This is a genomic window from Sphingomonas sp. 7/4-4, from assembly GCF_027941955.1.
Taxonomy (GTDB): domain Bacteria; phylum Pseudomonadota; class Alphaproteobacteria; order Sphingomonadales; family Sphingomonadaceae; genus Sphingomonas.
The window spans coordinates 3227220-3251174 of record NZ_CP115960.1 but is presented as its reverse complement, the minus strand read 5'-3'; the positions used below and the strand labels follow the sequence as shown (position 1 = coordinate 3251174).

18 protein-coding genes, 1 tRNA gene and 5 pseudogenes are annotated in these 23955 nt (G+C 66.2%); 6 read left to right on the top strand and 18 right to left on the bottom strand.

Annotated elements, in window-relative coordinates:
- Positions 1–13 precede the first annotated feature (13 nt).
- From PIB19_RS23735 to PIB19_RS16480, 4 genes and pseudogenes are all read right to left on the bottom strand, one after another.
- A pseudogene (locus tag PIB19_RS23735) lies at positions 14–379 on the bottom strand (hypothetical protein); the annotation flags it as partial.
- A gap of 17 nt (positions 380–396) precedes the next feature.
- On the bottom strand, positions 397–3612 hold the full coding sequence (locus PIB19_RS16490; RefSeq protein ID WP_271238213.1) for a beta strand repeat-containing protein: 3216 nt from the start codon (positions 3610–3612) through the stop codon (positions 397–399).
- 262 nt (positions 3613–3874) lie between these two features.
- Positions 3875–4468, bottom strand: a complete 594-nt coding sequence (locus PIB19_RS16485) for a hypothetical protein (RefSeq protein ID WP_271238212.1) — start codon at positions 4466–4468, stop codon at positions 3875–3877.
- A 791-nt stretch (positions 4469–5259) separates the two neighbouring features.
- Positions 5260–5350 (bottom strand) — tRNA-Ser (locus PIB19_RS16480).
- Between the two features lie 75 nt (positions 5351–5425).
- Here PIB19_RS16480 and PIB19_RS16475 point away from each other — a divergent pair.
- Positions 5426–5992, top strand: a pseudogene (locus PIB19_RS16475) (peptidylprolyl isomerase); the annotation flags it as partial.
- A gap of 304 nt (positions 5993–6296) precedes the next feature.
- Here the strand turns inward: PIB19_RS16475 and PIB19_RS16470 are convergent.
- From PIB19_RS16470 to PIB19_RS16455, 4 genes and pseudogenes are all read right to left on the bottom strand, one after another.
- On the bottom strand, positions 6297–6773 hold the full coding sequence (locus PIB19_RS16470; protein WP_336297166.1) for an ABC-type transport auxiliary lipoprotein family protein: 477 nt from the start codon (positions 6771–6773) through the stop codon (positions 6297–6299).
- Positions 6774–6897: 124 nt separating this feature from the next.
- The gene (locus tag PIB19_RS16465) at positions 6898–7860 is read right to left on the bottom strand and encodes an MlaD family protein (RefSeq protein ID WP_271238211.1); all 963 of its coding nucleotides are present in this window, start codon (positions 7858–7860) and stop codon (positions 6898–6900) included.
- 7 nt (positions 7861–7867) lie between these two features.
- On the bottom strand, positions 7868–8671 hold the full coding sequence (locus PIB19_RS16460; protein WP_271238210.1) for an ABC transporter ATP-binding protein: 804 nt from the start codon (positions 8669–8671) through the stop codon (positions 7868–7870).
- Positions 8671–9752: pseudogene (locus PIB19_RS16455) on the bottom strand (ABC transporter permease). Before PIB19_RS16455 ends, PIB19_RS16460 begins: the two are co-directional and overlap by 1 nt.
- Positions 9753–9854: 102 nt before the next feature.
- Here PIB19_RS16455 and PIB19_RS16450 point away from each other — a divergent pair.
- A complete protein-coding gene (locus tag PIB19_RS16450) occupies positions 9855–10529 on the top strand; it encodes an HAD family hydrolase (protein ID WP_271238209.1) in 675 nt (224 codons plus the stop codon).
- Here PIB19_RS16450 and PIB19_RS16445 read toward each other — a convergent pair.
- The 4 genes and pseudogenes from PIB19_RS16445 to PIB19_RS16430 all read right to left on the bottom strand — a co-directional run bounded on the left by PIB19_RS16445 (position 10526) and on the right by PIB19_RS16430 (position 17027).
- Positions 10526–10936, bottom strand: a complete 411-nt coding sequence (locus PIB19_RS16445; protein ID WP_271238208.1) for a nuclear transport factor 2 family protein — start codon at positions 10934–10936, stop codon at positions 10526–10528. The genes PIB19_RS16450 and PIB19_RS16445 overlap by 4 nt on opposite strands.
- Positions 10937–11358: 422 nt before the next feature.
- Positions 11359–12566 (bottom strand): annotated as a pseudogene (locus PIB19_RS16440) (DUF445 domain-containing protein).
- Positions 12567–12653: 87 nt separating this feature from the next.
- Positions 12654–15809 carry an efflux RND transporter permease subunit gene (locus PIB19_RS16435; RefSeq protein WP_271238207.1) on the bottom strand — a complete coding sequence of 1052 codons (3156 nt, stop codon included), beginning with the start codon at positions 15807–15809 and terminating at the stop codon, positions 12654–12656.
- A 15-nt stretch (positions 15810–15824) separates the two neighbouring features.
- On the bottom strand, positions 15825–17027 hold the full coding sequence (locus tag PIB19_RS16430) for an efflux RND transporter periplasmic adaptor subunit (protein WP_271238206.1): 1203 nt from the start codon (positions 17025–17027) through the stop codon (positions 15825–15827).
- 232 nt (positions 17028–17259) lie between these two features.
- On the opposite strand from PIB19_RS16430, the gene PIB19_RS16425 reads away from it, so the two are divergent.
- Both PIB19_RS16425 and PIB19_RS16420 read left to right on the top strand, forming a co-directional pair.
- Positions 17260–17520: a GlsB/YeaQ/YmgE family stress response membrane protein gene (locus PIB19_RS16425; protein WP_271238205.1), complete on the top strand. Its 261-nt coding sequence runs from the start codon at positions 17260–17262 to the stop codon at positions 17518–17520.
- Positions 17521–17618: 98 nt separating this feature from the next.
- On the top strand, positions 17619–18329 hold the full coding sequence (locus PIB19_RS16420; RefSeq protein WP_443018631.1) for an SIMPL domain-containing protein: 711 nt from the start codon (positions 17619–17621) through the stop codon (positions 18327–18329).
- A 58-nt stretch (positions 18330–18387) separates the two neighbouring features.
- Here the strand turns inward: PIB19_RS16420 and PIB19_RS16415 are convergent, their stop codons facing one another.
- The 3 genes from PIB19_RS16415 to PIB19_RS16405 form a co-directional block, all read right to left on the bottom strand.
- Complete coding sequence (locus tag PIB19_RS16415; RefSeq protein ID WP_271238204.1) at positions 18388–18642, bottom strand: GlsB/YeaQ/YmgE family stress response membrane protein; 255 nt, start codon at positions 18640–18642, stop codon at positions 18388–18390.
- A 193-nt stretch (positions 18643–18835) separates the two neighbouring features.
- Complete coding sequence (sciP, locus tag PIB19_RS16410) at positions 18836–19135, bottom strand: CtrA inhibitor SciP (protein WP_100282480.1); 300 nt, start codon at positions 19133–19135, stop codon at positions 18836–18838.
- A gap of 100 nt (positions 19136–19235) precedes the next feature.
- The gene (locus tag PIB19_RS16405) at positions 19236–19430 is read right to left on the bottom strand and encodes a hypothetical protein (protein WP_336297165.1); all 195 of its coding nucleotides are present in this window, start codon (positions 19428–19430) and stop codon (positions 19236–19238) included.
- A 181-nt stretch (positions 19431–19611) separates the two neighbouring features.
- Between PIB19_RS16405 and mnmA the strand changes: the two genes are divergently transcribed.
- Positions 19612–20733: a tRNA 2-thiouridine(34) synthase MnmA gene (mnmA, locus tag PIB19_RS16400; RefSeq protein WP_271238202.1), complete on the top strand. Its 1122-nt coding sequence runs from the start codon at positions 19612–19614 to the stop codon at positions 20731–20733.
- Here the strand turns inward: mnmA and PIB19_RS16395 are convergent.
- The 3 genes from PIB19_RS16395 to pdxH are packed head-to-tail and all read right to left on the bottom strand — an operon-like array spanning position 20720 to position 22994.
- Entirely contained in the window at positions 20720–21514 is a 795-nt protein-coding gene (locus PIB19_RS16395) for a PhzF family phenazine biosynthesis protein (protein WP_271238201.1), read from the bottom strand. The two genes, mnmA and PIB19_RS16395, sit on opposite strands and share 14 nt — an antisense overlap.
- Entirely contained in the window at positions 21511–22422 is a 912-nt protein-coding gene (locus PIB19_RS16390; RefSeq protein WP_271238200.1) for a cation diffusion facilitator family transporter, read from the bottom strand. Before PIB19_RS16390 ends, PIB19_RS16395 begins: the two co-directional genes overlap by 4 nt.
- Positions 22419–22994 carry a pyridoxamine 5'-phosphate oxidase gene (gene pdxH, locus PIB19_RS16385; RefSeq protein ID WP_271238199.1) on the bottom strand — a complete coding sequence of 192 codons (576 nt, stop codon included), beginning with the start codon at positions 22992–22994 and terminating at the stop codon, positions 22419–22421. Before pdxH ends, PIB19_RS16390 begins: the two co-directional genes overlap by 4 nt.
- A gap of 92 nt (positions 22995–23086) precedes the next feature.
- On the opposite strand from pdxH, the pseudogene ku reads away from it, so the two are divergent.
- Positions 23087–23955: pseudogene (ku, locus tag PIB19_RS16380) on the top strand (non-homologous end joining protein Ku).

Below are 23955 nucleotides of genomic sequence, written 5' to 3'. Positions count from 1 at the left end.
AGTTCTGGAACGCGGCGACCGTGTTCTGGCCGATGGCGATTGCGCGTGATGCGGTTGCAGAGGCTGGAGCACCGGTGGGCACGGTTCCGCCACCGCCACCGATGGCGATGGCTCCGATGCCGGTCGCACTTGCGCCCCCTGCCGGTGCGCCGGATCCTATGGCAACAGCATAAGCGTTGGTTGCTGACGCCGCCGCGCCGAGCGCGATCGTCGCTTGAGAGAGTGATTGGGCACCGGTACCGAGAGCCGTCGCCCTTTGGCCCGTGGTTTGCGCCAACGAGCCGATCGCAACGGCGTCTACGATGGTTCCGGTGGTATTTTGATTGGCAGCGCCGTTGCCGATGGCGACGCTATTCGACGCCGCCGAAGCCGCATTCACGCCCAAGGCGATCGAATTCACCCGCTCGCGCCGTTATTGGTGTAATTGCCGCCGGTGACGCCGCCGTCGTTGACGCTGAGATAGTGTATGGCGGTCGCGTTGACCGTGTTCGTCAGCGTGCTGACCGCCTGGTTGGTCGCGAACAGCTGCGAGCCGTTGACCGCATCGGTCGAACTGCCGCTGATACGCCCCGCCGCCACGTTGGTGATCGTCCGCTCGGCACCGACGGCACCCACGCTCACCGTGCTCAGCGGCGTGGTGCCGGCGAAATTATAGGTCGTGCCGCCGATCACCGTGCTCGCCGTGCCCACCGCTGCGGCGGTGGTCGAGTTGGTGCCGAGTGCGACTGCGTTTGCATCGTTTGCCGCGGCATTGGTGCCGATCGCGAGGCCGCCGGCGGCGGTCACCCGCGTTCCATAGCCGACGGCGGTGCCGTCGACGACGTTCGCCTGGACATTCTGGCCGAGCGCCGTCGAGCGCGTGCCGTTGGCCTGGGCAGTGGTGCCCAGCGCCGTGCCGGAATTCCCGGCCTGGCTGTTGCGGCCGACCGCGACGCTGTTCGAGCCGGTCGCGGAGGCGAGCGAGCCCAAAGCCGTGGCCTGCGGGCCGCTCGCGACGGAGCCGTCGCCGAGTGCGACGCTATTCTGCGCGGTGGCGGCGGCATTATTGCCGATCGCGACCTGATTGACTCGCGTGAGATCGCCCGCATTGCCGGTGACGGAGCCTTGGCCGATGGCGATGCTGCCGCTGCTGATCGCATGGCTGTTGAGGCCGATCGCCACGCCGCCGGCATTGTCCGCCGCCGCGACCGGACCGACGGCGACCGAGTTCGTGCCGATCGCCGTGGAATCGGCCAGCACCGAATTGGCGTGGAAATATTTGATGCCGCCGCCGGTGGTGATGTTGGTGACGGCGCCTTCGACCGTCGTCACGCGGCCATCGAGATTGGTGATGTCGGTGGTGTTCTGGTTCACCTGCGTGCCGAGGCTGTCCACCGCCTGATTGGTCGCGAAGAGCTGCGAGCCGTTGACTGCGTCGGTCGAGCTGCCGTCGATGCGGCCGGCCGCGACGTTGGTGATCGTCCGCTGCAAAGCGCCTGATCCCACGCTGACCGTGCTGGTGGGCGTGGTGCCGGCGAAGGCATAATTGGTGCCATTGATCGTCGCCCCGGCCGTCCCCACCGCTGCCGCGGTCGTGCTGCCGGAGCCGAGCGCCACGTCGCCGGCATTGTTGGCGACCGCCGTGTCGCCGAACGCCACTGCGCCCGCCGCCAGCGCGCTGCTGGTGCTGCCGAGCGCCACCGAGCCCTGGCCGACCACCGTGTTCTGATAGCCGATGCCGACCGCGCCCTGCGCCGCCGTGCCGGGCGTGCTGATCGCCTGTCCGCCGCCGCCGACCATGTTGGTGTTGCCCATCGCCACCGAACCGTTGCCGGTGGCGGTATTGTCCTTGCCCTGCGCCACTGCGCCGTCGCCGGTCGCGGTGCTGGGATCGCCGATCGCGACCGCGCCGTCGCCATTGGCGACGTTGCCGGCGCCGATCGCCACCGCCTTGCCGCCGGTGGCCGTGGTGTTAGTGCCGATGGCGACGGAGTCGGCGGCATTGGCGACTGCCGTATTGCCCATCGCGATCGCGTTGTTCGCGCTCGCTTTCGCATTATAGCCGATCGAGGTCGTCGCGTTGCTGGCGACGCCGATGCCCGCATTGGTGCCGATGGCGACATTGTCGTTGCCCGTCACCAGGCTACCCGCGGCGGCATCCAGCGTAGCGTCGTAGGCGACCGTGCCGTCGCCGGTTCCAAAGGCGATGTTGCGCGTTCCCGAGACGCCGGATCCCGCGCCTCGCATCGCGCTGGGGATACCCCCGCCCATCGCGGTATTCTGGGCACCGCTCACGAGCGTGCCGCTGGCAATGCCCACCGCAACCGAGCCGGAATTGGCAACGGTCGAACCGGCACCGGCACCCTGTCCGACCGCAACCGTGCTGGCGCCAATCGCCGCCGCTTGCGTCCCGAGGGCAAGCGAACTGTCCCCCAGCGACCGAGCTGCATTTCCGACGGCAGTAGCAGCAAGGCCTGATGCCTGTGACACACGGCCGACTGCCAAGGCATCGGCAGCGCTCGCGTTCGCGGTGTCGCCTACGGCCAGCGCGCTCGCTGCACCCGCCGACGCGCTAACGCCCAGCGCGGTCGCGCGGTCGAGGGTGGCGAGCGCGTTGTTGCCGACTGCGACGGCCCCCAATGCCGTGCCTTGGGCTCCGGAACCCGCCGCGACCGAGCCGAATCCGGTCGACACGGATTGGTTACCCAGAGCCAGCGAATAGTCTCCCGAGGCATTTGCGACGGTGCCGAACGCCGATGCGCTGATTCCCGCCGCGCTGGAATTGAAGCCGACGGTGGCCGAATCCCCGCCGGCGGCATTGGCAAGGCGGCCGACCGCTATGCTGTTGACGCCGCTGGCGACGGACTGATATCCGCCGGCCCACGCATAGCTGTTGCTGGCCGTGGAGCCAACGCCGACCGCAGTGGAGTTCCCTCCCGTAGCTTGGGCGAAGGTGCCTAACGCGCTGGCACCCCCGCTGGTGGCACTGGATTGCACGCCGATCGCGACCGAATTGACACTGCTCGAGACTGTGCCCTGACCAATCGCCACCGCGCCGCCGGCGCCTGTGGCCCGCGCATTCAGGCCGATAGCCACCGCATATTGTGCCGATGAAACGCTCTGCGTTCCCATCGCGATGGCATTATTGAGAGACGCCGTCACATCCGTGCCGATGGCAATGGCGCCCGGTGAGAGCGCTCCCGATCCGGCCAAGGTGCGCGCGCCGAGATAGACGGTGTTGATCTGAGTCGCGGCCGCCTGGAAACCGATTGCGACAGCGTTCTGGGCAGCAGCGTTGGAATTGTGACCTTGCGCAACGGCATCCTGTCCACTTGCCGTTGCTGTATTGCCGATCGCGACGCTATCTGCCCCACTCGCAGTCGCAGTGGTGGCGGTGGTTCCGATCGCAATGCTCCGGGTACCTGACGCGGTGCCGTTTCCGACGGCGGTCTGGGCTTGCGCCGCCGTCGGCAGCCCCAGCGCGACGATCGCGGCGAGACCGCCGATCATGCCCGCGGGGCCTGCGGAGGACAGCAGTGCCGAGCGGACGCCGCCGCCGAAGCCCAGCGAACCGACGCCCAGTTCCCTGCGGTTGACCCCCAGCACCCGGTGCGCCCGGCGCAGCACGGCCATCAGCCGGCGCCGCTGGGTCCAGCTTCCTTACTCGTGCCGCCGATCCAGTTCCGGGCGAAACCGGTGTGACGATCGCCATTCGACGCGGACGCAATGCTGACCATGACTATTCCCTTTTTGCTCGCCGGCGCATCGAAGCGTCGGCGAAAGCGCAGACACGAGCCGTCCGCCGCAAAACCATGTGCGGATGGGCCATCGGACACGTAGTTTTTCAAAACGGGCGCCGGGCTTGCGGAGAAGCCCCGGCCCGCGCGCACTCAATCTAGGTTCGGGCCATCCCGGTCACGGTGACCACCACGCAGGTGGCGCCGCTCGGGATCACCAGCGCCTGGCCCTGGTTTCCGCCGAGCCGGTATTGCGGGACGCCGGAGAGGCGCTGCTCTTCCACGCTTCCCGCGGGCAGCATCCGCAGGACGTCGGCGCAGGGCTTCTGGAAGGGCGCGACGCGGACCATATAGCCTTCGCATCCCTGGCCCATCGGCGTCGCGAGCAGGACACCGCCCGCCGACCCCTTCAGTTCGGGCAGATTATAGGTCATCCCGACCACGCCCTGCACCATATGGGTGTCGGGCGCTTCCTTGCTGGTCTCGGTCTTGAGCGTATAGGCCGCGCCCTGGGTCATGCCCTGGCCGAGCGCCGCGTAGAGGCTGGCGCATTTGCGCGCGCCGAGCTTGCCGGCCTGCTCCTGGAAGAGATTGGCGGCCTTGGGTGCCGCCGCCTGCTGCGCCAGCGCGGAAACTCCCGCACCGCCGGCGAACGCGACTCCGATCACTGCCGCAAGCGCGGTCAGGCGGCGCTTCGGGCGCGCCGCCGTTGCCTGGCTCGCGAGAGCCGCATTCTTTTCCCTTTTAATCACGCGTCGATCTCCCTGTTAAGCCACCTCGTTTGCGCCTGAACAGGCAGCAGCTGAGTCGGCATCGACAGGATGAGGGCTAATAGAAAGAAGTTAACGAAAGGTTAACGCGAAGCAATTTATCGGACTATTCCCATATTTCTCCGACTAATAGGGAGTACAATATAGTATAACGCATGCACTAGCCAAAACCGGGAAAGATTTTGACCTAGATTATACTGTTACTCATCGCGCTTCTCCGGAATCTCTTCTTTGAGAGGGTACGCCGAAAGGGTTCGCGATCTACGGGAAACACCGCTGCTTCTGATCGATGCCTCTCGTCCAGAGGCTCGCGGCGGTAGTCTGTTCAGTCTGCCAAGGTCATTATCTCCTTTTGTCGGTTCGTGATTTCGTTATCGGCGCGGCCGACGGATCGGCGCCCTCCGCGCGGTGCGCGCGAAACGAGGTCGATCCTGATGGGCTGCTCGGCCGAGAAAATGGAAGGGCGCTTCGGCGCTGCACCGAATCAGGGTGCGCTCGAACGGGGCGTTTACGCCGCACACAAAAGTCGAGCCCAACATGGCGCCCCCTGCACTGGCCGAGTGTCCCCGGCTGGCACAACATGCCACGACACCCCCGCAGCGGAAAGAGGTGTGACAATCTTTTACATGTTTCAGGGATGTTACGCGTGAGATCTCTCACGCTGTACTTTGAGTTCCAACCAGATGCTTTCCGGCGCGGCGGCCGGCCTCAAGCTGAGGCGGCAGCGCGGACACGCCGTAAATCCTGGGAATAGTCCGATGATCTAGGCGAAATGGCGGAGCGGGAGGGATTCGAACCCTCGATACGCTTTTGGCGTATACTCACTTTCCAGGCGAGCGCCTTCGACCACTCGGCCACCGCTCCGCATACCCGGAAGGCGCGGCCCTAGCCCGTGCGGCGAGGCTAGGCAAGCGCAGGCGCGCGTGCCAGTCTGAAGCCATGCTCAAGCCCTTGCTCGCGCTTTCCGCGCTCGCCGCCGCCGTCCCGGCCCTCGCCCAGACCGCGCCCTCCGCCGCCGACGCGATCGCCGTCGACTGGCAGCCGATTCCCGACAACGAGATGCTCGTCATGACGCTGCAGGGCGGGCACCAGGTCTATATCCGGCTCGCGCCACGTTATGCGCCGGCGCACGTCACCAATATCCGCAAGCTGGCCGAGGCGCGTTGGTGGGACGGCGCCAGCGTCTATCGCGTCCAGGACAATTACGTCACCCAATGGGGCGACGCGACCGAGAAGAAGCCGCTGCCGCCCAGCGTGATCGCGAACCCGCCGGCCGAATATGAATGGGCGCGCTTCGACGGCGTGACCAGCCTCGCGCGGACCGATCCCTATGCGACGAAGACGAGCCACAGCGCCGACGGCTGGCCGCTTGCGACCGACGGCAAGGCAAGCTGGCTCACCCATTGCTACGGCATGGTCGGCGTCGCACGCGATCTCGCGCCGAGCACCGGCAGCGGCTCGGAACTCTATACCGTGATCGGCCATGCGCCGCGCCATCTCGACCGCAACATCGCATTGGTCGGCCGTGTCGTCGAAGGCATGCAATGGCTGTCCAGCCTGCCGCGCGGCGGCGGCGGCCTCGGTGTCTACGAGAACGAGGCCGAGCGTCTGCCGATCCTGTCGGTGCGGCTAGCCAGCCAGCTGCCCGAGGACGAGCGCCCGCGCTTCCAATATCGCGCGACCGACAATGCGCGGTTCGCCGCCTGGTTGAACGAGCGCGAAAACCGCAAGCCGCCCTTCTTCACGGTGCCCGCCGGCGGCGCCGACATCTGCAACGCCCAGGCGCCGATCTCGCCGCGCGCCCTGAACGCTATTTGCCCACCCATTCGGCGACTTGCGCCGCAACCTGGTTCGCCGCCTGGTTCAGCGCGGCGCCGACCGGAGCGGCCTCGATCTCGGTCACCGGCACGCGGGCCTCGAAGCGGCGCTTCTCGACGATGGTCTCGGGGCCGCGGATCAGCGCAGCGTCATACGTGACGACGGCCTCCTTAGTCTCTTCCTCCACGCCGAAGCGGCGCAGATCGCCCATCAGATAGGCGCCGGGATCGAGCATCGACTGGCGCGAACTGAGTACCAGCCGCCCGCTGGTGGCGGTGATCGTGTCGCCGAGCAGCCGCTGGAACAGTTGCGACGGGCGCTCGACCCATTGCGCATCCTTGACGAAGGCGATCGCCGTCCCGCCCGAATGCACCGGAACCCGCGAGGAAGCGAGTTCCTGCGGCAGCGACGGCACTGCGATCGTGATCGTCGCCGCGACGTTCGACCGTTGCGATTCACCGACCGGCAAAGTGGCCGCCGAGGTCAGCGTCAGCAGCGACTTGGGGGCTTGCCGCCGAACGAGATACAGCCGCTCAGCGAGGCCGTGAGCAGCGGCAGGACAAGGAGCAGGGCGCGCTTGTTCATCATGGGCCTCACTTGGGTTTGTAGTCGGGCAGCTTGGGCGAGCCGACCAGGCTCGACGCGCCGCCCTGATCGAGCTTCTCGGCCACCGATGCCAGTGACGTCGACATCACGCGCAGATCCTGGACGAGCTGTCCGATCTCGGGGATCGTCTTCTTCGACAGCGCCTGCAGGCCAGGCCGTGCATCGCCGATCGTCGCGTCGAGCGTCTCCATCGATTTGCGCGCCGAGCCGATCGTGCGGTTGAGATTGGCGATCGTCGGGCGGACATCGTCCGCGAGCACGCCGTTGGTGGTGGTGGCGAGCTTGCCGAGTTCCTCGGTCGCCAGCCCGAACTTCTGGATGGCGATCCGCGTCTCGGCGAGTGTCGCGGCGATCTCCGGCCCGCGATCGGCGAGCGCATCGGTCAGTCGATTGGTGTTGGCCAGGATGCCGGCGATCGAATTCTGGTTCTTGTCGCCGAGCAGGTCGGAGAGGCGCTCGGTCAGCGTCGAAATGCGTTCCAGCAATTGCGGCGCCGAACTGAGCAGGGCGCCGAGGCCGCCTTGCTTGGTCGGGATCACCGGCACGCCCAGCGGGCAGGCTGCGCGCGGGTTCTGCTCGGGGCAGCGGATCGATGGCGCACCTTTGACTGCGCCGTCGAGCTGCACGGTGCTCGGCCCGGTGAAGCTGCCCTGGATCGACGCCGTGGTGCCTTCGAGGATCGGCACGTCTTCATTGACGCTGATGCGGACGCGGACGAGGCTGGGATCGGGCTTCCAGAAGCTGATCTCCTTGACCTGCCCCGAAGGCACGCCCGAGAAGCTGACCGCCGAACCGGGATTGAGCCCGTCGACCGCCTGCTTGAAGAAGATGTCGTACTGGCGCTCATTGCCGCCGCCGAGCCGCGCCAGCCAGACGATGAACAGTGCCAGCACCGCGAGCAGGATCAGCACCACGGCGCCGACGAGTACATGGTTCGATCGCGTTTCCATCAGAGCCTCATGTCCTCGCTTGCGCCCGTTCGGCGCTGGCGACCGCGGCGCGCCCGCGCGGTCCCTTGAAATATTCCTCGATCCAAGGATGCTCCAGGGCGAGCAGTTCGTCGATGGTTCCGACCGCGATCACGCGCTTGTCGGCGAGCACCGCAACGCGGTCGCAGATCGCATAGAGCGTATCGAGATCATGGGTGATCAGGAACACCGTCAGTCCCAGGGTCTTTTGGAGCGAGGCAGTGAGCTCGTCGAACGCAGCCGCGCCGATCGGGTCGAGGCCGGCAGTGGGTTCGTCGAGGAACAGCAATTCGGGATCGAGCGCCAGCGCCCGCGCAAGGCCGGCACGCTTCCTCATGCCGCCCGAAAGCTCGGCGGGGAATTTGGGGCCGGCATCGGGCGGAAGCCCGGTCATCACCACCTTGTACGCCGCGATCTCCTCGAGCAGCGCCTGGTCGAGCCCGGGGTAGAATTCCTTGATCGGGACCTGGACGTTCTCGGACACGGTCAGCGTCGAGAACAATGCGCCGCCCTGGAACAGCACGCCCCAGCGCTTGCGGATGCTGGTCGCCTCGGTCTCCTCACGACCGATCGTATTCTCGCCGAACACTTCGATGCTGCCTTCGAGCGGAGTCTGCAGCCCGATGATCGAGCGCATCAGCACCGATTTGCCGGTCCCCGATCCACCGACCACGCCGAGGATTTCGCCACGGCGCACTTCGAGGTCGAGCCCGTCATGGACGATCTGCTCGCCAAAGCCGTTCCTGAGGCCCTGGACGCGGATGATCACGTCCTCCTGTTCGCGGCGGACCATCATATCCAGCCCACGCCGCTAAAGAACACCGCGAAGAACGCGTCGAGCACGATGACGAGGAAGATCGCCTGCACCACCGCGATCGTCGTGCGATTGCCCACCTGCTCGGCATCGCCCTCGACCTGCATGCCCTGGAAGCATCCCGAAATCGCGATGATCGCGCCGAACACCGGCGCCTTGACCAGCCCGACCCACAGATCGGTGAGCGGCACGACCTCGCGGATGCGCTGGATGAAGGTGACCGGCGGGATGCCGAGGCTGACCCAGCAAAGCAGCATGCCCCCGAAGATCGCGACCAGCGAGGCATAGAAGCCGAGCAACGGCATCATCAGCACCACCGCCAAGGTGCGCGGGACCACCAGAGCTTCCATCGGCGAGACGCCGATCGTGCGCATTGCGTCGATCTCTTCGGTGAGCTTCATCGTGCCGATCTGCGCGGCGAACGCCGATCCCGAACGGCCGGCGACCATGATCGCAGTCATCAGCACGCCGAGTTCGCGCAGCGTGATGCGACCCACCAGGTTGATCGTATAGACCTCGGCGCCGAACTGGCGGAGCTGCACAGCGCCCTGCTGCGCGATGACGATGCCGATCAGGAAGCTCATCAGCCCGATGATGCCCAGCGCCGAGACACCGACGACTTCGAAGCGGTGCACCGTCGCGTTGAAGCGGAAGCGCCTGGGATGGGTGAACACGTTCCAGAATGCGATCGTCGTCGCGCCCATGAAGCCGAGCAAGCCGTATAGCGTGTGACCCGCGACGTAGATGGCGTCGCCAACCTCCCCAGCACGCGCGTGAACGGGTCGGCGGGCTTGCGCGGCAGCTCGATCGGATGTTCGGCGGCAGCGACCTGATCGAACAGATGCTGCTCGTCTTCCTCGAGGCCGTCCACCGTCGAGCCATGGTCGCGCGCGAAACGATGGATCAGCCAGGCGCCGACCGTGTCGATTCGCTCGACCTGGCTCAAATCGACCCTGGCGACCTCGCCTTCGATCGCATTGAGCCGCTCGGGCAGATCGCGCAGGCAGGCGAGCGACAAATTGCCGGTGAAGCGCAGCGTCGTGCCGCCGCCCGCATCGATCTGCTCGAAATCCGCGCTTCCCTCATCACCGCCACCTTTCGGCGATTCGCGGTGGAACGGCAAGGATTTGCTCAGGCATGCCGACGCGGCCTAGATGCGCCAATGCGGCACCTTGCAATCTACGACATGGACAAGACGATCACGGCGACGCCCACCTGGACCCGCTTCCTCGTGCATGCGGCGCGAAGGAGGGCGCCGTGGCGGCTGGCGCTGATGCCGGTCATCGGCTTCGCGGGGCTCGGCTATCTGCTCAAGCTGGTCGGCCGCGCCAGGCTCAAGCAGGTCTCGCAACGGCTGCTGATCGGCAGGGCGATCACCCTTCCCGACCTTGAAGCCGTCGCCGAAAGCTTCGCCGCGCAGGAGATCGCGACGGGGATTCTCCACGGCGCGCGCGAACGGATCGCCGCGGACCGGGCTGCGGGCTATCGGCTGGTGATGGCGACCGCGTCGCACGGCTATTACGCCGCGGCCATCGCCCGGCTCCTCGGTTTCGACGATGTGGTCGCCACACGGGCGAGGGGCGATGGGCAAGGCCGTATTCTCTCCCTGATCGAGGGGGACAACTGTTACGGGCCCGCAAAGCTCCACATGATCGAGGCGTGGATGCAAGACGCGGGGATCGCGCGGGGCGATGTCCATGTCCGGGCCTACTCGGATCATGTCTCCGATGCGCCGCTGCTCGAATGGGCCGACGAGCCGTTCGCAGTGAATGCCCATGGCCCGCTCCGCAGGCTCTCCGCCGAGCGCGGCTGGCCGCTGCTCGACTGGAGATATTAGCGGATCGGCGTCACCTGAATATGCACTGCGCGCCACTTTCCGCCCACGCGGCGGAAAGTATCCGCGAAACGGATATGGCTGGCGAAGCGTTGCCCGCCCGATGTGCCGCCGAGAGTGGTCTCGGCATTGACGATCGCGGCATCGCCTCCGAGCGGAACCACCTTGCGATCGAGCAGCACCACCGGATCGAAGCGGTCGCCCGGGCTGGTCCAGCCGGCGATGAACTCCTTCTTCCCCTGCCGCTTGCCAGATCCGTCGATGAACACCAATTCGTCGGCGACCATCTCGTTCAGCGCCGCAGCGTCCTGCGCCAGCTGTGCGCGGTCGAAGGCGTCGGCGAAGGCGAGAATGCCGGCATCGTCGGCCGGCGCGGCGACGGCAAGAGCGAGAAGGGCTGCAAGGATCATCGCGACGGGCTCTCTCCAGCTGAAGTGATTGCCGCGAAAGGTGGCAGGCAGGATCGCCGGCGTCGACCCTTAATCGGGCCGTCGCATTAGGGTCACGACTCAATCAGCATCAGGAGGAGACGGTGGCGGCGATGGAGTTGTCGGCGCTGCGCGAATCACAAAGAAACTGGACGATCCAAGGCGTGATTAGATGCCGTCCGGTACCGAAACGGCGTTCCCGCGGCCGCTAAATTGACTCTGTTGGCGGAAACGCGATTCAACACGCAACATTATTGCGCCTGCGTGAACCCCTATTCTCCTTTCGCGCCGATGCCGATCGCGCCAGCCAAGCAGACGAAATCCTACATTGCAATCCTGCGCCCGATGCCGAACCCGTGGCGGCCTTGAGCCGGGGCGACGCGGAAAGAATATGAGTCCTCAACTTAGCGCAGCACCGCATCCACTGCGTGGATCGCGACGCCCACCATTCCCCCACCAGAGTTCCGTTGATCCGGATATATTGGAGGTCGCGCCCCACGGCGTTCTCCAGCCGGCCGGTCACGGTGCGCGCATCCCAGCCGCGGATCGTGTCCGAGACCAACCGGACGATCCCGTCGCCATAGTCCGATGCCGCGCCGACCGCAGTGCGACGCACGAAGCGGTTGATCGTATCGGCGAGCCGCGCATCGCCCTGCAGCGTCTCGCCGAGCTGGCGCAGCGCGCCGCCGAGGTCGCCCGCCAGCACGCGATCGGGATCGCGCGCCAGCCGCAGCAGCGCCGCCCGGCCCGATTCCCACACGCCCATCCACCAATCGCCCAGCGCCGGATTATCGAGCAGTTCGTTCTTGAACGCCTCGACCTGCGCGCGCCTCTCGGCATCGTGCTGGAGATCCTGCGCCAGCTTCGCCAGGCCCTCCTCGGCCTTGGCGCGCAGCGGGTGCCCCGGATCCTCGGCCATGTCGTTGATCAGCTTGGCGAGCCCCGCGATGATCTTGTTGGCAAGCGTCTCGTCGAGCCCGGTCCAGCGCATCACCGAGCCCGAGCGTTCGTGCACCATCTGGCGGATCATATGCTCATTGGCATCGAGCACCTTGGCGGCCCAATGGACGATACCGTCGAGCAGCGGCCGGTGGCGATCCTCCTGCATCGCCGTCGCCAGCGCGCGGCCGAGCAGCGGGGCGACCTCGAGCCCGCGCAGCCGCTCGGCCAGCGCACGCTTGGCCATGCCGCCCAGCCGCTCCTGATCGAGCGCCTCGAGCATGTCGGCAGCAAGCCGGCCGATGCCCGCGCGCAACCGCCCGCGCCCCGCTCCCGGATCGGCGAGCCAGCGCCCAGCCGCACGCGCGACATCGACGCGCTGCATCCGCCGCGCCACCACGCTGGGGATCAGGAAATTGTCGCGCAGGAACGCCGCCAGCGTGCCCGCGATACGATCCTTGTTGCGCGGGATGATCGCAGTGTGCGGGATCGGCAGGCGGAGCGGATGGCGGAACAACGCCGTCACTGCGAACCAGTCCGCCAGCCCGCCGACCATCGCCGCTTCGGAAAAGGCGCGGACATAGCCGATCGCGGGGTGCAGATATTGCAGTTGCCGCGCCGCGAGGAAGACCGCCGCCATCAGCACGAGCAGCCCGGTCGCGACCAGCCGCATGCGGCGCAGCCCCGGCGGCGTTGCCTCGAGCGAAAGGGAGCGGGCGACCTGGTCACACGCTCCCCAATACCCGAACCGCCCCGAAGTTCACTCCGCAGGTTGCGGCGTGTCGTCCCCGGGCTTGTGCTCGATCGTGCCGGCGCCATGCGCCTGGCCGAGCACGCGAGCGCCGTCGTCGCCCGGCTTGAAGGTGAGCAGGCGCCGCGAGAGCCGCGGCCCGAGCCAGCCTTCGAGCCCGACCGCGAGGCTGAACAGCGCCGGCACCATCACGAGCGTGAGGACGGTCGAAAGGATAAGACCGCCGATGACGACCATGCCCATCGGCGCGCGCCACGACGAGTCGCCGCTCAGCGACATCGCCGTCGGGATCATGCCCGCGACCATCGCGATCGTGGTCATCACGATCGGCTGGGCACGCTTATGGCCTGCGTCGACGATCGCAGTGAACTTGTCGACGCCCTTCGCCATCTCCTCGAGCGCGAAATCGACCAGCAGGATCGAATTCTTCGCGACGATGCCGAACAGCATCAGGATGCCGATGAACACCGGCAGCGACAGCGGCATGCCGAACAGCTTGAGCGCGATCAGCCCGCCGAGCGGCGCGTTGAGCAGCGACCCCATGTTGACCAGCGGCGAGACGAAGCGGCGATAGAGCAGCACCAGCACCGCGAAGACGAGGAAGATGCCCGAAGCCAGCGCGATGAAGAAGTTGTTGAGCATCTCCGCCTGCCATTTGGCCTGGCCGACGGTCATCTGACCGACGCCCTGGGGCAGACTCTTCATGATCGGGAGCTCGTTGATCTTCTTCATCACTTCGTTGTTGACGAAGGGCTTGCCGGTCGCCGGATCCATGGCGAGGTCGGCGCCGACGACGAGGCGGCGCTGGAGGTTGAGCCGCTGGATGCGCGTCGGGCCCGCACCGAAACCGATATCGGCGACTACCGAAAGCGGCACCGATCCGCCCATCTGGGTCTGCACCGGCATGTTCTGGATCGTCGACAGCTTGGCGCGAGCGTCCTCGTCGAGCGCCACCCGGATCGGGATCTGACGGTCCGAGAGCGAGAATTTCGCGCTGTTCTGGTCGATGTCGCCGAGCGTAGCGATACGGATCGCGCTGGAGAGCGCGGCCGTGGTCACGCCCAGATTGGCGGCGAGATCGAGCCGCGGACGGATGACGATCTCGGGACGGTTGAGATCGCCCGCGACGCGCGGCGCCACGACTTCCTTCATCCCTTCCATCTGCTTGACGAGCTTGTTCGCGGTCTCGTTGAGCAGCGCCGGATCCTCACCGCCCAGCGTGACGGTCAGGTCGCGGCCGGACGAGCCCCAGCCGAACTGCGAACGGAAGTTCACGCGGGCATCGGGGATCGCGATCAGCTTGGGCGCGAGCCGCTTCTCGAACGCCGTGCTGGTCTCGTCCCGCTTTTCCTTGAGCTGCGCAGTCACACGGCCGTTGCCGACGAAGCTGCGGCTATAGATGTCGGTGACGATTCCTTCCTGACGCAGGATGCCGGCGACCTGCGCGACGACGCGCTCGGTATCGGCGAGCGGCGTACCGGGGACCATCTCGATCGTCGCGGTGACGCTATCCTGATCCTGCGCCGGCTGGAAGGTCATCGGCGAGGTGGCGAACATGAGCACCGTTGCCGCGAGCGAGAGCACATAGCCGAGCACCGCCGACCAGCGATGCCGCAGCGTCCAGCGCAGCAGCCCGGTATAGGCATCCATGATCCGGCCTTCGCCGTGATTGGCATGGCCCTTGGCCTTGAGGAAATAGGCCGCGATCATCGGCGTCAGTAGGCGTGCCACCGCAAGGCTCATCAGCACCGCGGCGACGACGGTCAGGCCGAAATTCTTGAAGAACTGGCCCGAAATGCCCGGCATCAGGCCGACGGGAAGGAACACCGCGACGATCGCCATCGTCGTGGCGAGCACTGCGACGCCGATCTCGTCGGCGGCGTCGATCGACGCCTGATAGGCCGATTTGCCCATGCGCATGTGCCGGACGATGTTCTCGATCTCGACGATCGCGTCGTCGACCAGCACGCCCGCGACCAGCGAAAGCGCCAGCAGGGTCATCTGGTTGAGCGTGAAGCCCAGCATGTCCATGAACCAGAAGCTGGGAATCGCCGAGAGCGGGATCGCCAGCGCCGAGATCGCCGTCGCCCGCCAATCGCGCAGGAAGATCAACACGACGACCACTGCGAGGGCGGCGCCCTCCAGCATCGCTTCCATTGCGGTTTCATATTGCTGCTCGGCATATTTCGAATTGTTGTTGAGCAGCTGGAACTTGACCTTGGGGTTATGCTCCTCGAGCTTCTTGAGCGCCTTTTCGGCGTCGTGGAACACCTCGACGTCCGACGCGCCCTTGGCGCGCTTGATGTCGAACGAGATCACTTGCTGGCCGTTATACTTCGCCAGGCTGCGTTGTTCGGCATAGCCGTCCTTGACCTCGGCGATGTCGGCGAGCCGCACCGTCCGTCCGCCACCGGTCGAGATCTGGGTCTGGCCGAGGCGATAGGCGTTGTCGGCATTGCCGATCACGCGCACCGACTGCTCGAAGCCCGAGATCTCGGCCCGGCCGCCCGCGGCGTTCATATTGACCTGGCGCAGCTGCTGGTTGACCTGGCTCGCGGTGAGCCCGATCGACTGGAGCTTGGCGGGATCGAGAACCACGCGGATCTCGCGATCGACGCCGCCGTTGCGCTCGACTGCCGACATGCCCGAAACCGCGAGCAGTTCCTTGGCGACGCTGTTGTCGATGTACCAGCTGAGGTCCGCCACCGTCATGTCGGTGGCGACGGCAGTGAAGCTCGCAATGTCGTTGTCGCTAGCCGTATCGACGCGGCCGATCTGCGGCTCGAGGATGCCGTCGGGCAAGTCGCTGCGGATCTGCTGGATCGCGCTGCGCACGTCCTCGACCGCGCGATCGATCGGCATGCCGATGTCGAGCTGGACGACCGTCTGGCTGTTGCCTTCGGAAACCGTCGAGTTGATCTCGTCGATCCCCTGCAGGCTGCGGACCGCCGATTCGACCTTCTGGGTGATCTGGTTCTCGAGCTCGCTCGGCGCGGCGCCGGGCTGGCTGATCGAGATCCACACGATCGGGAAGTCGATGTCCGGATCGTTGTTGACGTCCATGCGGGCGAAGCTGACCAGCCCGGCGATGGTCAGCGCGATGAAGAGGACGATCGGCGGAACCGGATTGCGGATCGCCCAGGCCGAGATGTTCCGGAAGCTCATGGCAGATCGCCTCGCTTACTTCGACTTCTGAAGGTTGGGGATAATTTTCTGGCCGGGGTTGAGGAACGCGCCCGCCGTGAGCACCACGCGCTCGGTACCGTTCAGACCGCTGGTGATCGCCACGCCCGCCTCCGTCACATCGCCGGTGGTCACGCCGCGGCGCACCGCCTGGTTCTTGTTGTCGATGATGTAGACGAAATTGCCCTCATTGTCGCTCTGCACCGCCGACTGCGGCAGCATCACTGCGGTGATCCCGCCGGAGATGATGCGCGCGCTGGCGAAGCCGCCGGGGCGGAGCGCCGGATCATAATTGAGCGAGACGCGGGCGATGCCCTGGCGCGTCTGCGGATCGATCACCGGCGAGACCTGCCAGACTTCGCCCTTGAAAACCTGGGTGGTGCCCGTGGGGGTCACTTCGGCGACCGCGCCGGGATGAAGCTTCTGGAGGTCGACTTCGGAAAGCTGGGTGCGCAGCTCCATCTGCCCGGCCATCGCCATGCGGAACAGCACGCCCGACCCGGCGCTGACGATCTGGCCCGGCTCGACCTGGCGCGTCAGCACCAGCCCCGCCTCGGGCGCGCGGATATCGAGCCGGTGATTGCGCGCCTGCGTCTCGGAAAGCTGCGCCTGGGCCACGCGGACGCGCGCCTGCGCCTGGTCGCGCGTCGCGGTCTTGCGGTCGATATCGGCCTTGGAAATGAAGCCGTTCGCGACGAGCCGCTGCGCACGATCGAGCTCGGCCTGGGCGAGCCGCGCATCGGCCTGCGCCACGCGCACCGAAGCGGCGAGCGATTCGGCGGTCTGCACCTGCACGCTGCGATCGACCGTCGCGAGTACCTGACCCTTGCCCACCCAGCTGCCGGGCTCGACGAGCACGCGAGTCACCACACCGCCTTCGCCGGCCACGCCGACGGGCATCTCGCGCCGCGCCGCGAGGCTGCCGGTGCCGGTGATGATCGTCTGCACGGTCTTGCGGCCGGGCATCGCGACGGTCACGGTCGGGATCTGCGACTGGCTGGCGTCCGCCGGGCCGCCCTTGCCCGCTGCGCCCTTGGGCGCCGCGGTCTTCGAGCCGCTCATCATGAAGAAGGCAAGGGCCCCCACCACGACGATCGCCACGCCGACGATCCAGATCCACCGCCTGCTCTTGCGCGTGGTTTCCTCGCCGGTGAACTCCAGCCGCTCCTGTCGTCCGAACATCCCTGCCTCATAGTTCATGTGCGAGCTTCCTGTCCGGCCGCCATGGCCGATGCCCCTCTTGATCGCACTGTATTAGATGAATAAAGCACCGGCCACAAGAGCCGTTTCGCCTCGTGTGCCGCGCAATGCCTGTTTTAAGCCCCTCCCGCAAGATCGCGATCGTTCCATTCAAGAAACGGTTGCAATCAAAGCGTCTTGGGGCGACCTTGTTTTTCAACGCCCTGCATCGGGCGGCAACAGGAGGGATAGCATGCCTCACGGTATCCTCGGATGGCTCCTCATCGGTCTCGTGGCCGGAGCACTCGGCAAGCTGATCATGCCCGGCAAGGATCCCGGCGGCGTGATCGTCACGATCCTCATCGGCATCGCCGGCGCGCTGCTCGCTTTCTATCTCACGCCGCTGCTGGGGCTCGAGGTGCGCGACAGCACCTGGCAGGCCTATGCCGCCGCAACCGCAGGCGCGGTGATCCTGCTCGCGCTCTATCGGATGGTGATCGCCCGGCGTATCTGAACGCCGGCCTTCGGGTTCGTTCAGCTTCGGTGTGCCCTGCATCCGGCAGGGCGCGAGGCAGGACGTTCATTGTTCCGGGAGAGTATCGATGATCTCGCTTGGCCCTGTATGCAACCGCCGCCGGCCTCACACTGGCCACCGTTTCCGCATCCGCGCAGGAAGCGCGGCCGATGATGATGCCGATCGACGGCACCATGCTCGAGATTTCAGCCGACGGCACCAGCACGCGCGCGCCCGATCTCGCGATGATCCAGGCGGGCGTGGTGACCCAGGCGGTGACCGCGGGCACTGCGATGCGGCAGAACAGCACGCGCATGGCGACGGTGCTCGCGGCACTCCAGCGTGCGGGCGTCGCCGAACGCGATATCCAGACCTCGAGCATCGCCCTCAGCCCGCAATATCGCTACGCACAGAACCAGCCGCCCGTGATCACCGGCTATCAGGCATCGAACCAGGTCACCGTGCGCTTCCGCGACATCGCGAAGAGCGGCGCGATCCTCGATGCACTGGTGAAAGAGGGTGCCAACAATATCTCCGGGCCCAATCTGATGGTCGACAAGCCCGAAGCAGCGCTCGACGAGGCCCGCACCGCCGCCGTTGCCACGGCGCGCGCGCGGGCAGAGCTCTATGCCAAGGCGGCCGGGCTTCGGGTCGATCGCATCCTGTCGATTTCCGAAAGCGGCGCGATGCCGGTACCGCCGCGGCCGATGATGATGATGCGTGCGGAGGCCGCAGCCGATGCGACTCAGGTCGTCGCGGGTGAAAGCGAGCTGCGCGTGTCGCTCTCCGTCCGCTTCCTGCTCAAGTAGGAAGACATGAAAAAGGGCCGCCTTCGCAGGCGGCCCTTTTGATGCTCGTCTCGCGTCTTTAGCGCACAGCGCCGCGACGGACGAGGTTGACGATCGCCAGCAGGATGACCGCACCCAGCAGCGATACCAGGAACGTCATCGGCGTGATGGCGCCGTTATTGATCGAGCCGCCGAAAAGCAGGCCGCCGATAAATGCGCCGACGATGCCGACGATGACGTTGAGGAAGATGCCCTGTTGGGCATCGGTACGCATTACGATGCTCGCCAGCCAGCCGACGACGCCGCCGATGACGAGCCAAACAAGAAGACCCACCATAGATAGTCCCTCCGTTGTTAGCCCGGCGGGCCCGGGCGACAGAGAGAAAATCCGCAAGCACTCATATTGGTTCCGTATCGATTTTTCGCGGCGCGAGCGGAACTTTCCGGCGCCCGGACAGTGCCGCAAAGAAAACGGCCCGCTCCCGGGTCCTGGGAGCGAGCCGCCTTGGCCCGATGAGAGGGCTAAATCAGTATTTCTGCTGGCGCTCGTACAGCGAACGATAATGCTGGATGCGCGTAACGCGCAGCCCTGGCATGCCCGAACGGTCGATCGCCCGCTGCCAGCCGGCAAATTCTTCGACGGTAAGGCTGTAGCGCTCGCAAACCTCGTCCACGCTCAGCAGCCCGCCATTGACCGCGGCGACCACTTCGGCCTTGCGCCGCACGACCCAGCGGGTGGTGCTCGGCGGCGGCAGTGTATCGAGCGTCAGCGGCTCGCCGAGCGGCCCGATCACTTTCGCAGGACGGATCTTCTGGTTTTCAATCATCTACTTGCCTCATCGGGGCGGGGGCCCCCGTTACTCAACTTCAACGACCAATATCCCCGGCGTTTGAACAACGACTGAAACGCCACGGTAAACGCCGGCTTCATTCCTCTTGCCACCGCGTTAGCGCCGCCGCCGCGGCACGGTGAAAGGCACCGTGTGCAGGTGCGAGCAGCGCATCGGCGGGAACCGCCAGCGCCAGCCGCGTCTGGATGCATGCCGTGGGGCTCGCCGCCTGGCGGGCGGCGACGCCCACCAGCAGCACTGCCAGCTCGGTGGGCATGGCGGTGACCGCCACGTCGCGATCCAATCTAGCAAAGCTCAAGTCCACGGATACGAATCCAGCCTCAATTCTCTTGGTCGACCAGCTTTAGCGAAGCAGGATGAAGGGGCCGTAAAGCCGATGGGAACGCTCGCTTAACCTGCGTTGCTGATCCGTTTCCAAGGCTCCGGGCTGGATCGGGACTGCACATGCGCCTATGTGCGCCTCTGTGATTCCCGTGGATTTCCAGCTCTCAGGGCCGCTTTCGAAGCGGCGGATCGTCGTCGCCATGTCGGGCGGCGTCGATTCTTCGGTCGTCGCCGCGCTCGCCGCGCGCAGCGGCGCCGAGACGATCGGCGTGACGCTGCAGCTCTACGATCATGGCGAAGCGGTCGGCCGCGCGGGCTCGTGCTGCGCAGGCCGCGACATCCGAGACGCCCGCGCCGTCTGCGACAAGCTCGGCATCGCGCATTATGTCTTCGATCACGCCTCGAGCTTCCGCGAGACGGTGATCGACGATTTCGCCGACGAATATCTCGCCGGGCGCACCCCGATCCCGTGCGTGAAGTGCAACATGGGGCCCAAGTTCACCGATCTGTTCGCGCTCGCGCGCGATCTGGGAGCCGACTGCCTCGCCACCGGCCATTATGTCCGCCGCGTCGAAGGCGCTGAGGGCCCCGAACTCCACCGCGCTGCCGATCCCGCGCGCGACCAGAGCTATTTCCTGTTCGCCACTACCCAGGCGCAGCTCGAGTTTCTGCGCTTCCCGCTCGGCGGCATGCCCAAGCCGCAGGTCCGCGAACTCGCTGCGGAACTCGGTCTCGGCGTCGCGGGCAAGCCGGACAGCCAGGACATCTGCTTCGTCCCCGACGGCGATTACGCCTCATTGGTCAAGAAGCTGCGGCCCGACGCGGAGGCCGGCGGCGACATCGTCGACGAGAGCGGTCGCAAGCTCGGCGCGCACAGGGGCCTGATCCACTTCACCGTCGGCCAGCGCCGCGGGCTCGAGATCGGCGGGGCGCCCGAACCCTATTATGTGCTGCGTCTCGATCCCGCGACGCGCGAAGTCGTCGTCGGCCCGAAGCGCGCTCTCGCCGTCCGCGCCGCGCGGATCGAGAATATCAATTGGCTCGGCGGCGATCATGCCGGGGAGATGACCGTCAAGGTCCGTTCGCTGGCCAAGCCGGTCCCGGCGCGGCTGGAGGCCGATCGCGTGGTCTTCGAGACCCCCGAATATGGCGTCGCGCCCGGCCAGGCCGCGGTGCTCTATGCCGGCGACCGCGTCCTCGGCGGCGGCTGGATCGCGGAAACCGAGCGCGCCGAGCTCATCGCAGCCTGAATTCGCCTTCGATCACCGTGACGCATTTGCCGCCGAGGATCACCTTCTCGCCGTCGAGCTCGCAACCGACATAGCCGCCGCGGCGGCTCGCCTGGAATGCGGTGAAGGCATTCCGTCCCAGCCGCGCGGCCCAATAGGGCACCAGCACCGAATGCGCCGATCCGGTGACCGGATCCTCGTCGATCCCCGCCGCCGGCGCGAAGACGCGGCTGATCACGTCGGTGTCGGTGCCGGGCGCCGTGACGATGTTGAGCGTGTCGCCGATCGCCGCGAGGGCGTGGAAATCCGGGGTCAGCGCCAGCACCGCCTCGGCGCTTTCGAGCACGATCAGATCATAGCCACGCGGGTGGCGCAGCGTCTCGGCCTGCGCGACACCGAGCGCCTCCAGAAGGCCCGGCACTTCCAGCACCGCGGGCGGGAAAGCGGGCAGCGCCATCAGATAGCCGTCGCCGTGCCGGGCCACTTCGAGCACCCCGGACTTGCGCGTGCGGAAACGGACGAGGTCGCGGTCCTGCTCGCGGCCGAGCACATAATGTCCGCTCGCCAGCGTGGCATGGCCGCACAACGCCACTTCCACCGCAGGGGTGAACCAGCGCAGTTCGTAATCCGCCTCGCCGCTCGCGTCGGGAACGAGGAAGGCGGTCTCGGACAGGTTGTTCTCCTCAGCGATCGCCTGCAGCATCGCATCGTCGAGCCAGGCATCGAGCGGGATCACCGCGGCCGGATTGCCGCTGAACGGCCGGTCCGCGAATGCGTCGATCTGGGCGAAAGACAGTTTCATCGCGTGTCCTTGAGCAAATCGGTCTCGGCGAGCGGATTGCCCGGCTCGTCTATTTGGCCTTCGGGGTCGACATGGATCAGCACCTCGGTGCCCGGGAATTCTTCCGCGAGTTCCTTTTCGAGCCGCTCGACCACATCGTGCGATTCGAGGACGGTCATGTGCGGATCCATCCAGATGTGGAACTGGACGAAGTCCTTCGACCCACTGGTCCGCGTGCGCAGATCGTGCAGCCCGATCAATTCGGGGTGCCGCGCAGCCACCTCGACGAAGCGCTGGCGCTTCTCCTCCGGCCATTCCTTGTCCATCAATTGATCGATCGCCGCGACCGAGGCACGCCACGCGCCGAACAGCAGCCACAGCCCGATCGCGATGCCGAACACCGCATCGGCGCCGGCGATCCCGGCATAGCCTTCCAGCGCCAGCGCGACGATCACCGCGCTGTTGAGGAACATATCCGATTCATAATGGATCCGGTCGGCCCCGATCGCGATCGAGCCGGTGCGGCCAACCACCGAACGCTGGTAGCGCGTCAGCGCCAGCGTCACGACGATCGCAACAAGCGAGACTGCGATGCCATATTCGGCCTCGACGCTGGGCTGGTGCTCCATCAGCCGCTGCGACGCGCGCAGCAGAATCGCGAAGGCCGAGACTGCGATCACCCCGACCTGGAACAAAGCGGCCAGCGCCTCGGCCTTGCCATGCCCGAAGCGATGGTCATGGTCCGCGGGCTGCGACGCCCAATGGACGCCGGCCAGGGTCACCAGCGACGCGACGAGATCGAGCACGCTGTCAGCCAGGCTGGCGAGCACCGCCACCGAACCGGTCCGCCACGCCGCCCACGCCTTGAGCGTGCCGAGCAGCACCGCACACGCGACGCTCGCCAGCGCAGCCCGCCGCGCGAGGTTCATGGGTAGAGCAGCCCTTCGTCCCAGCCGCCGGGCGCGCGCACGAACAGCCGTCGCTCATGCAGCCGGTGTTCGCGGTCCTGCCAGAACTCGATGCGATCGGCGACAATGCGATAGCCACCCCAATAGGGCGGACGGGGACGTCCCCCTTCGAAGCGCGCCTTCGCCGCTTCGAAGCGCGCCTCGAACGTCGCGCGCGAATCGAGCGGGCGTGACTGGTCGGAAGCCCAGGCCCCGAGCTGCGAATCGCGCGCGCGGGTGGCGAAATAGGCGTCGCTGTCCATCTCGTCGTCTATCGAGGTCATCCCTTCGATGCGGATCTGACGGCGCAAGGACTTCCAGTGGAAGAGCAACGCTACCTTGGACCCTTCCGCCAGCTCGCCGCCTTTGCGACTCTCCCGGTTGGTGAAGAACACGAAACCGTCGGGCCCATGGCCCTTGAGCAGCACCATCCGCACCGAAGGCTGGCCGGCGGCGTCGACCGTTGCCAATGCCATCGCGTTGGAATCATTGGGCTCGCTCGCCCGCGCTTCGACGAACCACGCGTCGAACAGCTGGAAGGGATCGGTCGTCATCGTGCCTGCCCTCTACGCCGACACCATTTTGGTGTCGAGGAACGGACTCCCGTCTGGCGAATTGAATCGGTTTCGCAACGAGGGAGTTCGACATGGCCGCGCGCGCCTATTGGCAAGGACAGATAAGGCTGGCGCTGGTGTCGATCCCGGTCGAGATTTATTCCGCGACCAAATCGGGCGCGCAGATCAGCTTCCACCAGATCCACGAGCCGACCGGCAAGCGGATCAAATATGAGAAGGTCGCTCCCGGCGTCGGCCCGGTCGATGTGGAGGAGATCGTCAAGGGCTTCGAATATGAGAAGGGAGTTACGTCCTGCTCGAGCAGGACGAGATCGATGCGGTGAAGCTCGAATCGAAGAAGACGCTCGAGCTCACCCAGTTCGTCGACGCCGACGAGATCGACGTGCTCTATTACGAGAAGCCCTATTTCGTCGTCCCGGCCGACGATCTCGCCGAGGAGGCGTTCATCGTGCTGCGCGAGGCGTTGAAGCGCACGCGCAAGGTCGGGCTCGGCCAGCTTGCGCTCAGGGGCCGCGAATATGTCGTCAGCCTGAAGCCGTGCGGGCGCGGCATGGTGCTCGAGACGTTGCGCTACGCCGACGAAGTCAACAAGGCGCAGGGCTATTTCCGCGACATCCCCGACACCGCGCCCGACCCCGAACTGCTCGGCCTCGCCGAAACGCTGATCGACAAGAAGGTGGCGAAGTTCGACCCCAAGGAATTCCACGACCGCTATGTCGATGCGCTCAAGGACCTGATCGAGCGCAAGAAGAAGGCCAAGGGCAAGAAGATCATCGAGGAGGCCGACGAAGGCGCTCCGAGCCGCGGCTCGAATGTCGTCGACCTGATGGCCGCGCTCAAGAAGTCGCTCGAGCGGCCCGAGGCCAAGTCGAGCGGCGCGGTGAAGACCAAACCGGCCAAGACGCCTGCGAAGAAGGCATCGGCGCGGAAGCGGGCCTGA